At 56.6% G+C, this 10,752-nt stretch carries 11 protein-coding genes; 8 read left to right on the forward strand and 3 right to left on the reverse strand.

The genetic code is table 11. From position 1 onward, the window contains the following. Window positions 1–86 precede the first annotated feature (86 nt). The 3 genes from rpsT to DYI20_RS09260 all read left to right on the forward strand — a co-directional run bounded on the left by rpsT (window position 87) and on the right by DYI20_RS09260 (window position 3,560). Window positions 87–353, forward strand: coding sequence for a 30S ribosomal protein S20 (rpsT, locus tag DYI20_RS09250; RefSeq protein WP_110098392.1), 267 nt, complete (start codon window positions 87–89; stop codon window positions 351–353). Window positions 354–691: 338 nt separating this feature from the next. Then, a complete protein-coding gene (locus DYI20_RS09255) occupies window positions 692–2,329 on the forward strand; it encodes an AbgT family transporter (protein ID WP_122549371.1) in 1,638 nt (545 codons plus the stop codon). A 40-nt stretch (window positions 2,330–2,369) separates the two neighbouring features. Next, the gene (locus tag DYI20_RS09260; protein ID WP_110100532.1) at window positions 2,370–3,560 is read left to right on the forward strand and encodes a M20 family metallopeptidase; all 1,191 of its coding nucleotides are present in this window, start codon (window positions 2,370–2,372) and stop codon (window positions 3,558–3,560) included. Window positions 3,561–3,598: 38 nt separating this feature from the next. Here DYI20_RS09260 and DYI20_RS09265 read toward each other — a convergent pair whose 3' ends face one another. After that, complete coding sequence (locus DYI20_RS09265) at window positions 3,599–4,699, reverse strand: M20 family metallopeptidase (protein WP_233242892.1); 1,101 nt, start codon at window positions 4,697–4,699, stop codon at window positions 3,599–3,601. Window positions 4,700–5,672: 973 nt separating this feature from the next. Here DYI20_RS09265 and chrA point away from each other — a divergent pair. From chrA to DYI20_RS12640, 4 genes are all read left to right on the forward strand, one after another. After that, on the forward strand, window positions 5,673–6,881 hold the full coding sequence (gene chrA, locus DYI20_RS09275) for a chromate efflux transporter (RefSeq protein WP_110100529.1): 1,209 nt from the start codon (window positions 5,673–5,675) through the stop codon (window positions 6,879–6,881). Window positions 6,882–7,389: 508 nt separating this feature from the next. Next, the gene (locus DYI20_RS12630; RefSeq protein ID WP_243857332.1) at window positions 7,390–7,821 is read left to right on the forward strand and encodes a hypothetical protein; all 432 of its coding nucleotides are present in this window, start codon (window positions 7,390–7,392) and stop codon (window positions 7,819–7,821) included. Further along, on the forward strand, window positions 7,778–8,554 hold the full coding sequence (locus DYI20_RS12635) for an integrase catalytic domain-containing protein (RefSeq protein WP_243857329.1): 777 nt from the start codon (window positions 7,778–7,780) through the stop codon (window positions 8,552–8,554). Before DYI20_RS12630 ends, DYI20_RS12635 begins: the two co-directional genes overlap by 44 nt. Then, entirely contained in the window at window positions 8,518–8,661 is a 144-nt protein-coding gene (locus DYI20_RS12640; RefSeq protein ID WP_243857328.1) for a hypothetical protein, read from the forward strand. The genes DYI20_RS12635 and DYI20_RS12640 overlap by 37 nt, the downstream gene beginning before the upstream one ends. Window positions 8,662–8,855: 194 nt before the next feature. Here DYI20_RS12640 and DYI20_RS09290 read toward each other — a convergent pair whose 3' ends face one another. Beyond that, a complete protein-coding gene (locus tag DYI20_RS09290; RefSeq protein ID WP_233242895.1) occupies window positions 8,856–9,644 on the reverse strand; it encodes a hypothetical protein in 789 nt (262 codons plus the stop codon). Window positions 9,645–9,711: 67 nt separating this feature from the next. Between DYI20_RS09290 and DYI20_RS09295 the strand changes: the two genes are divergently transcribed. Next, the gene (locus tag DYI20_RS09295; RefSeq protein ID WP_110100528.1) at window positions 9,712–10,119 is read left to right on the forward strand and encodes a hypothetical protein; all 408 of its coding nucleotides are present in this window, start codon (window positions 9,712–9,714) and stop codon (window positions 10,117–10,119) included. Here the strand turns inward: DYI20_RS09295 and DYI20_RS12360 are convergent. Next, a complete protein-coding gene (locus tag DYI20_RS12360) occupies window positions 10,100–10,276 on the reverse strand; it encodes a hypothetical protein (RefSeq protein WP_014320299.1) in 177 nt (58 codons plus the stop codon). The two genes, DYI20_RS09295 and DYI20_RS12360, sit on opposite strands and share 20 nt — an antisense overlap. Window positions 10,277–10,752: the final 476 nt, after the last annotated feature.

Consider the following 10,752-nt stretch of genomic DNA (forward strand, 5'->3'; position numbering starts at 1 on the left):
TCCTAGGTGCCCCCACACCGCTCAGTCGCTCGGGATAGGAAACTCCCTCAACCGACCAATCCTCGACAGAAGTTAGGACCATTTCCGTGGCCAATATTAAGTCGCAAAAGAAGCGTATTCTCACCAACGAAAAGGCTCGTCGTCGCAACAATGCGTACAAGTCCGAGCTGAAGACTCACCTGCGCAACCTCGATGCAGCCGTTGAGTCCGGTGATAAGGAAGCCGCCTCGAAGGCTCTGGCCGTAGCCAGCCGTAAGCTGGACAAAGCCGTGAGCAAGGGTGTCATTCACAAGAACCAGGCCGCAAACCGCAAGTCCGGTGCTGCCGCCAAGGTTCAGAAGATGGACGCCTAATCTAGACGTTTAAGTCTGCACATCTGGCCGGGGACCTCGCGATCGCGTGGTCCCCGGTTTTGTTTAACGCTAGTTACCGTCTGAGCTGGTAAGACGAAAGAGCGCGAGACCCTGTCGATAAAATCCGATCTGACTCATGAATCCCCCACAGAAATATATGACTTCTCGTCCCTCACATCTCAGCACCTCAACGAGATCGCTTTGAAAAAATCCGGTTGCTTTCGTTATGATTTAGTTCACATTAGTCAAGCTATCTAGACAGGCCTACGCGACACATCCAACGTTGAATCGCCGGCCCGCAAATCATCTCGTCACTCGCTCTTGAACAGAGGACCGCTATGACAACTCAACAACACGATCCGGAGCCAAAAGTAGCTTCCGCCGATAGTGTAGCTACCACGCCGAGAGACGGACGCTTGGTACGGTCACTCCAATGGCTTGAGAAGATCGGCAACTATCTGCCGCACCCGTTCTGGCTGTTTATAGCGTTAGCCGTTCTTGTCCTTGTCCTTTCGGCCGTTCTTGAAAGCGTTGGCCTCAGTGCTGTGAATCCGGCCGACGACGAGCACGTAGCTGTCCAATCGTTGCTCAACCCCGCGGGTTTTCAGCGGATGATTGAAGATGCGATAGCTAACTTTGTCGAGTTCCCGCCACTTGGCATCATCATCACGGTCATGCTTGGCGTGGCTGTCGCCGAAAGCTCGGGACTGATTAGCAGTGCAATTCGGGTCATTGTTTCTCGTGTCTCGACCAAATGGCTCACATTTACTATCGCTCTGACTGGCGTCACCGGTTCTGTGGCCTCCGACACAATCTACGTCATTTTGATTCCTTTAGCAGCCGCCGCGTTCAAGGCCGCCGGTCGCTCCGCAGTGCTCGGCGCAATCGTTGCCTTCGGTTCAGCCTCGGCGGGATACAACTCGTCACTACTAATTACTGCAGTGGATCCCGTCCTGGCCGGTATTAGCACGAGTGCAGCTCATATTATTGACGATGAATACGTCGTGTCCCCAGTTGCCAATTACTTTTTCTCTATGGCGTCTGCCGTAGTCCTCGCCACCCTGGTCACCCTTGTTGCTGAACTCTTGCTGGTGAAAATGACTCGGCGCTTCCGTGACGAAGAAGATCGAGCAGGAGGCGCGGCGACCGCAGTACTCCAAACGGGTCGGGATACAGATGCAGATACTGCGATCGATGACGACGAATCGCTACTGACGTATACGAAGAAAGAAGTCCGTTCTCTGGGATGGACAGCACTTGCTATCGTGCTCTTCCTGGCTATCTATTTCGCTCTACTGTTCATACCAGGTTCTCCGATGCAGGCTGAAAGTGGAGATGCGCTGGACTCTCCGTTACTTACCGACATCGCGTTACCAATCGCACTGGCATTCTTCGTCGCCGGTGTCACCTATGGCCTGGTGAACGGAACTATACGCAAACTACACGATGTCCCGGACATGATGGCCAAAGCGATTAAAGAACTGGCACCCATCATTGTTATCTTCTTTGCGGCAGCACAATTCATCGCTTACTTCAGATGGTCAAACATGGGCGAGGTAATGGCCATTAACGGTGCAGAGTTCCTGTCGCAGGCCAACTTGCCGACAATCGTCCTCTTTGGCGGAGTGGTGTTATTGGTCGCGGCGCTAAACTTCTTTATCACCTCCGGATCTGCTCAATGGACACTCATGGCACCCGTTTTGGTACCTATGCTGATGCTGATCGGGATTTCTCCGGAAGTTACTCAGATGTTGTTCCGCATCGGTGACTCGCCCACCAATATCATTTCGCCGATGAGCCCGTATTTCGCCCTCGTCTTAGGGTATCTGCAACGGTACTATCCACGTGCCGGAATCGGCACACTGATCTCCATGACCTTGCCGATCTCTATCGCGTTGCTAGTCGGCTGGTTCCTTTTCTTTATGGTCTGGTACGCCATCGGAATTCCCCTAGGCCCCGGCGTTCCCGTCCGCTAACGTTTGATTACCGCCAGCCCACAGGAAGGCTTCTCCCGCGATGCCCGCCACGACGGATGCCGTTGAGAACTACATCAACTCACACCAACAGGAATTTATCGACGACCTCAGAAGGGTTGTCACAGCGGAAACGCCCAGTAACGACAAAGCCCTGCTGGATAGTGGTCTCGAAGTGATTCGCCATACTGTGATTTCCCGTACTGGAGAACCTGACGCTGAATTCAGGAATTCGCACACCGACTACGGCGATGTCTTGAAGCTACACTGGCACGGTCGTACCGCCGAAGACCACACTGATAGCATCCAGCAAGCAGTACTGGTGCTGTGCCATTACGATACGGTGTGGCCACAGGGCACGATCGATGACTGGCCACTCAAGGCCGACGGAGACAAACTTTCTGGTCCCGGAGTCTTGGATATGAAGTTCGGGATCATACAACTCGCCTGGGCGATCAGAGCAATGAAAGCACTCGGGCAGGCGTTCCCGCCCGTCACGTTATTACTCACGGGGGACGAAGAGATCGGATCGCTCTCATCGCGGCACTTGATCGAGGACGTGGCATCGAGATCGAGACTCACTTTAGTCACCGAGCCCAGCGCCCAGGGGCATCCCAAACATGAACGCAAAGGCGTGATGTTTGCGGATGTTAGGGTATATGGGCGCCAGTCGCATGCGGGGTTGGAACCAGAAAAAGGTGCCAACGCTATCCACGCGCTCGCGACAATAATCAGCGATATCACCAGTCTCGCCGATCCCGAGCAGGGTACCACCGTCAACGTGGGAGTTATCAATGGTGGCACAGGACGCAACGTCGTTGCAGGATTCGCCGAAGCTCTCGTGGATATTCGAGTGACCACGCTCGAGGAACAACAACGAATTAATCGCCAGTTACCAGCGCTAAAATTACCTGAACCTTTTGCCAGTGATGATCGGCTCTCCCTCGAGATTGAGATGGGCGCAGGCGATAGACCACCGATGACGCTCAATCCCGCTTCTGAAAGGGCGCTCTACCGTGCACTAGAAGTAGGCAAGAGGCTGGGCAGAGAACTTTCACCGAAGGCCGCCGGTGGTGCTTCTGACGCCAATTTTGTCGCCGCACGTGGCTTGGCGGTGATAGATGGTCTTGGAGCCGACGGCGAAGGACCTCACGCATTTCACGAGCATATCTTGATCTCCTCCATCGCTCCGCAAACTGCGCTTCTCGCGGGTATTATTCAAGGCCTGGGCTAGAGACAGCTTTTGAGCGACACCTCATAAATTTTGTCAGCCTATTCCGTGTCACGTTTCTCAAGCTGGGTAGCAACCATGGCAGCCAAGAGCGCTGTTCGTGGCGCAATATACTCCACCAGAGCGTGCTCGTGATCAGCGTGTGCTCCTGCACCGCACGCCCCCATTCCATCCAAAGTGGGAATCCCTTGGGCGGCGGTAAAGTTGCCATCAGAGGCTCCTCCCACACCGACTCCCTCGAATGGCTCTATGCCCAACGTCTCCGCAATCGTCTGCGCTTGGGTTAGAAGATCGGCGCCGGTGCTACGCTCCATTGGCGGACGATTGACGCCACCTAGAACTGTCACCGTTGCCCCAGGAAGCGGAGACACGAGCTGGCGCATTTCGGCATCGACACGGTCTTGCTCTTCTCGGGTCGGGGTCCGGACATCAACGGTGACTTGAGCAGAAGCGGGGACGGTGTTGGGCGTGGTTCCGGCCTTGATAATGGTTGGTGTGACTGTAGTCCCCTGGTCAGGATCACTCATGCCGGCAATCTTCGGCACCAGCAGAGCCAAAGCAAGACCCGCATTGATGCCCTGCTCAGGTTCAAGACCCGCGTGAGCGGCTCGCCCTTTAACGGCAACGACATAATCCGATGTGCCTTTACGAGCAATCTTCAGCGACGTCTCAAAAGCGCCTTCGGTAACGAAAACTGCCGTCGCATTCTGGCTCTCTGAGAGAATGAGCTCCTGCGATGTTGTCGAACCCACTTCTTCATCTCCTGTCACCAGAATGCAGAGACCATCGAGATCCACTCCCAATTCCTGCAACATGGCTGTGGCATGAACGGCCATGACCACGCCGGTTTGCATGTCAAGAGAGCCAGGGCCTCGAAGCTTGGAACCATCATTGCTAAAGGGAATGCGTTCCAGGGTCCCCAGGGGCCACACCGTATCTTGGTGAGTCAGGATGACGACTTTCGGGTTGCCTGCTCCGAAACGTAGACGCAGGTGCGTAACACCATCGACCTGGAGGGTTTCCACGGTGGCACCCAACCGTTGAGAAATAACCTCAGAAACAGCTTCAGCACCACGAGCCACAGCTTCCAGGTCCGAGGAAAAAGACTCGACCTCTACCAACTTCTGAATATCACGGAGCATGTCCGCGAGCCGCGATGACGCGGATTCAACGAGGGAAGGTGAAATAATTGACATAGGCAAAACAATACCGAAGATTCTCTCACGAACGCCCCCTGCTTTCTCTCCGCTCCAAAAACCTTCGGGCGCTTCCGCAGTAGCTCGCCGAACAGCAACATAAACCCGGCTTCAGGTGGAAACAACGACTTTCCCGAGAAGTTCTGGTGCAGTGGAATCAACCGGGCAACCGCGAAACCGCGTGGACTGCTATCCATCAGAGACCACAGGCCATGGAAACACCCGGCACTCTTGATTCGATCACCTCATTCCGAAAAGGAGTCTTCCGCCATTTCCGCGATCAGCTCCCAAGGCAGGTGCTCCCTCACGTGTCCGCACCGACCGCGACAAGGCCTGATCAACACGTCGTCGGCAACTTGTTGGACAAGGTCAGCATCAGCTCCAAGTGCTTCCGCAATCCATACGAGTTTCTCAGCGCTCTGGAGACGGTTATGAGTCTTCTTTGCTGATAGATCCGGTCTTCGCCTAACGTAGGCGCCAAAACCGGTCGTTGTTTGGGAAGCGAACCACTCAGTCATATGCTCTCGTTGAAAGGTCCGCCAACGGCCTGTCCTCTGGCGATTGGTTTGCTCAAAAGAATCTGATATCGGGAGGGGCTCAGGTAACCGAGCTAGCAGCCCTGCAAATTCTCGCACGTCAAAATCGATGTCTTCCAGAGACTCTCTCTCGATACTCGACCATCAACCATTCGCATAGTCTGCTGGTGTGTTCTGATGAAATTCGGGAAATAAAGTAAATAGTGTGCACCGTTGCCCTGCCCGGCGACACCGCCCTGGGGAACCGTGACGACTCGGGAGGCCACATGGATTTCCCGCACCGGTTTGTCGAAGTTCTCATCTAAAATGAACGAGGGCCAACCACATGACTCGGATGCGGTCCACGACAACAGGGGCAGGTATTTCACGGGGTGAAGACCAGCATGACGAAGACTAAGCCGTGGGAAGTCTTTCATGTCTTCCTCAGACTAGGACTCACCTCTTTTGGCGGACCTATTGCTCACCTTGGATATTTCCGAAATGAGCTAGTGTCTCGCCGGCGGTGGATCAGTGAAGAGCACTACGGACAGCTGGTCGGGCTCTGTCAGTTCTTACCCGGCCCTGCCTCAAGCCAGGTAGGTTTCGCTTTGGGATTCATCCGAGGTGGCTACCTGGGAGCGGTAGCAGCTTGGACGGCGTTTACCCTGCCCTCGGCACTATTGCTCGTGTTATTCGCCATCGGCGCCGTGAATTTGGACGGTGCGATCGCAGAAGGTCTCGTCATCGGCCTGAAGGCGGTGGCCGTTGCTGTGGTCGCACACGCTGTGTGGGGCATGGCAAAATCCTTAACACCTGACCTGCGGCGCATTCTCATCGGGATCGTTGCCGTCGCCCTCGTCTTAATCCTCCCCTCGAATATCGGTCAAATCGGCGCCATCGTGGCCGGAATCATTGCCGGCGTCATCTGGTGCCGTCACCTGGTTCAGACACAGCCTGCCCCACTCAGCGTGGAAATCTCCAAATACGTGGGCATCATCAGCGTTGTACTCTTTGCGGTCTTGCTGTTCGGCTTACCAATCATCACTGCCCTCTGGGACGACCCCTGGGTGAGCTTGACGGACGCGTTCTACCGTGCCGGTGCCCTGGTCTTCGGTGGCGGCCATGTCGTCTTACCCCTACTCCAAGCCGAGCCTGCGGTCACAGAAGCAGTCAGTCAAGATCAATTCTTGGCCGGTTACGGTGCGGCCCAGGCGGTACCTGGACCGTTGTTCACGTTCGCAGCATTCCTCGGGTTCGAGATGGGATCCGGTGGGAGCGCATGGCTGAGTGCAGCCCTGGCACTGGTCTCCGTCTTCCTTCCAGGTATTCTGCTTCTGTTGGCTACCCTGCCATTTTGGTCCAAGATTCAGCAGAACCAGGTGGCCCGTTCTGCCGTTCTCGGGGCCAATGCTGCCGTTGTCGGCATCATGACAGCCGCGCTGATCACTCCCATCATCACCGAAGGGATTACCGGATATGCCACACTGATCATCGCCGTGGGGTGTTTCGCCTTACTACTGTTCGCCAAAGTCCCAGCATGGTCGGTGGTGCTCATCGGTGGATTGGTTGGTGTGGTAGCTTCGGTGACCGATGTGGGGCTGACCTGGGTCTAATTGCGACCCCCGTTATCGCGGTATGGGCTGTGAGACGGGGAAGCAAACTAGTGCCAGTTTTTGGACCTCGGGGTGTTGCGAATGGTGACGTGGTGCATGGCCTCCGGACCAATCGATTCAAAGTGCACTACATACGGCAGTCTGTGACGACTGCTTGATTGCTCTCGTCAACAGGTGGTCTAGTGTCTGACGTTATTGACCGAAATGGTATCAGTACACGTCTGCAGAAAATGGCTGTTTTCTGGCGGGATCGAATCAACCAATGGCGTGCAGAGGGCACCGAGTCAGGAACACAGAAACGCTATGCCCAGCAATTCTGGTCAGACCTGATGAAGTGTTTCACTTCTTTTGGTCCGGTGTGGTGATCGGTAAGGCAAAAGCCCGACGAGACTCATAGAAAGCCCCCAGGTAGTAAGGGGTCGTGCCTCACAGAATAATCCCCGCGAAATCTTTCTCCCGGGCCACCAGGCACGACGACGAGGGGGTCATGGTCGACAAGGACGTATCTATGAGCAGCCGAATCGAGATCACGAAGAACTACGCCACCGCCTACACGCAAGCGCCGAAGAAACCTAAAGCCGCGATCCTCGATACCGTCACCGAACTCACCGGGTGGAACCGCGACCACGCCCGCCAGCAACTCACCCGCCGTACCCGGCAACCCCAAGGACGCGCGACAGCCACAGTCGCGGTCATCGACAGGCCGAAGACGAAGGCCCGCAAATACTCCTACGACGCGGTCAAGATCTTGCCATACGTGTGCTCGATCGCCGGCGGCATCTGCGGTAAGTACCTCGCCGCAGCCATGAAAGGCCTACTGGACTGCCTCGAAGCCCACCCACCTGATCCCGGGCAAAGGCCGCTACAACCACAGCGTGCGTGCCAAGCTGTTGGCGATGAGTCCGGCGACCATCAACCGGTACCTCAAACCAGTCCGTGACAAGGATCCCCTGCCTGGGAAGTCAGCGACGAAGCCCGGGAGCCTACTGCGTAACTCCATCACCGTGCCCAAGGCCGGTGACGAACTCGACGACGAACCCGGCTTCTTCGAAATCGATACCGTCGCCCACTGCGGCCCGACTCTCAACGGCGAGTTCGCCCGCTGCGTGAACGACACCGACATGCACACCGGGTGGGTCTATACCCACCCGATGAAGAACAACGCCTCGACCCACGTCGTCGATGCCTGCACACAACTCGTCAATACTGTGCCCTACCTGGTGACCGGACTCGACTTCGACAACGGGTCCGAGTTCATCAACCACAACCTCATCGACTGGGCCGCTGACCGCAAGATCTTCTTCACCCGGGCACGCCCGGATACGAAGAACGATCAGGCCACCATCGAATCGAAGAACAACCACTTCATGCGCCGGTACGGGTTCTCCTACCGCTACGACACCGCGACCGAGCTACAGCTACTGCAACGCCTGTGGCCGTTGGTCAACGACCGCCTGAACTTCTTCACTCCGAGGAAGAAACCGACCGGGTATTCCACCGATCATGTCGGCCGGCCGCAAACGCGTCTACAACTCTCCCGAAGACACCGTATCAACGATTGCTGGATTCCGGGATCCTCAACGCCCAGCAGAAACAAGAGCTTCAGAAGTACCGGGCAGGTCTGGATCCGGTCGGCATGGCTGCCGAGATCGATCAGATCCAGCAACGGTTGATCAAGCTCGCTGCGGGCAAGACTGCGAGGCTTGAACGCCAGATCGAGAAAGCTCAGGCCCAACCGGATCCCGCGGGCATCAAGGTCCACCACACCCGGGCCGGCTGAGACCCCGGTTAGCGGGGAAAATATGTGTGAGGCACGACCTGCAATTCCCGGGGATCTTGACATGAGGCACTCCGGGGTCCCTTGATCGCTAGGTCAGTCTTCTCCGGTGTCGTCTGGGTCTGGTGGCGGGCGGCCCGGTAGCAGACTCTCCACGGTGGCCCATTTGTCTGCTTCGGCAGCTTCGAGCACTACGGCTAAGAGTTCCGGGTCTGATCTGCGCAGGCGGTCGTATCCACGGCCTTCGGCCAGCCACCGGGCCGGGGCTGACTCGGTATCGTCGATGATGTCCTCATCGGTCTTGTCGTTGACGTCGAACCTGTCTTTGAGTCCCCGGCTCCAGGTGATCGCCCGCCGGCCCTTGGTTCCTGCAACGTACTCACCCCATAGCCGGCGGCGTTACCCCGGCCGATGCTTGCGATCGCCTTGCCGATGCCCTTGACACCGGCGATGATCGCCTCGGCGGCCAGATTCGCTTTGAGCACGTCCCCAAAGACGCGGGTCTTATCCCCGGTGTCGTCCATCTCGTCACCGAGATCATCGACTGCGTCCTCCAAGTGCCCGGCGTCCTTGGCAGCGTCTTTCGCGTCATCGCCTGCCCCGTCGGTCTCGTCACCGAACTCGCCGAGCGCATCGTTGTTGGCCTTGAGTTCTTTTTCTAGCTCGTTGAGCTCAGCTCCGGCGTTGTTGAGCTGGATCTGCCAGTTCTTCGTGCGCGAATCGTTCTCCCCGAACGACTCGGCCGAGTTCTCCAGCGCGGCCTTGAGTGTTTCGATCTTGGCCTTTTGGGTCTCGATGTCTTTAGCCAGCACCTGGTTACGAGCCGTGAGCGCATCCGCACTGGTGGCGTTCTTCCCGAACTGGGAAGCCACCAGTTTCATCTCCGAGCCCAGCACCCGCATTTCACGGTTGATGTCGGTGATGGCCCGCTTGAACTCGCGTTCACCTTCCAGACCGATCTTGAGACCAAACGAGCTATCAGCCACGGTGAAGGTCACCTCCTCGAACTAGAATTAGGTAGTGGGAATCGTCCGCGATGCGAGGGAGCACAACGTGAGTGACACCGATATTGATGTGCGCCGGTTCGCGAAACTGCTTGCAAAGCTGGATGCGCATTTGCCGATTTCTGATGCTATGGAACAAGCCGATCCACAAAAGAATGGGCGCTGGTGGTCCTCGCAGCGTGAACACATGGCGGAGTGGTTCGCATCGCAAGCGACGACCGGCAGCGTAGCGTTCATGCGGAAAGAACCGAATGTGTCGGCGAAAACGACCTATAACCGGCTTCAACACCCCGAAGGGCTGGTCTGGATTGCTGAGGCGCTCGGAGCCGATACCGATCTGGTCCAGCGTGTGGCTGACGAAGCGTTGACGATTCCCAGACGTTCCCGCAGTGCATTTGTTCGCTCGCACCTACCGTGGGAAATGATCGCGCAGCTGGCTAAATCCCGGCTGGGATGATGTCGTCGATGAACCACACCCGTGCTGGTTTCGCTCGTCCTGTCTCGATCCGCCAGCAGTCCACCAGGTCCAGGAGCTCGCCGAAGACCATCAGGCCCACCTCGTCTTGTCTCAGGCCGAGGTGGGCTAAACCGATGTAGGTCAGGCGGGTGAACACTGCCTGGTCGGATTCGACTATCCGTCCGCTGAAGCATCGTGCGAGGGATGAGATGGGTGACTCCGGTCCAATTTCGCAGGGTCGCTTTCTTCCGCCCGTTGGCCGTGCCAATCATGAGGAAAAGTTGTATTGTTCTGACCACCACTGGTGTCTATCTCTCCCCGTTACATTTATTTATAGGTCCTTCTAGGGTATTTCTTAGGTCTATCTAAGGAGCTGGTCGCTGGCTCTGGTATGGCTGTGTTGCCCTGTCATTTCATGGTCCGGGGGTGTTGCCGCCAGCGGTCCAGGACGCGCGTTGACTTCTCATAGGGATGCGGCCCAAGCAGTGTGTTGAGGTTTCTTCGTCACGTGGGTGCAAGCATCGGGTGTCATGATCACAGCGGCCTTGCTACCAGCAGTGAGGAAGACTGCCATGACAACAACCTACGATGTGATCCTGGGGCTAGACGTTGGTAAAAGCGCACAATACGGAT

Origin of the sequence: Auritidibacter ignavus, from assembly GCF_003703835.1 — a bacterium.
Lineage (GTDB): Bacteria > Actinomycetota > Actinomycetes > Actinomycetales > Micrococcaceae > Auritidibacter > Auritidibacter ignavus.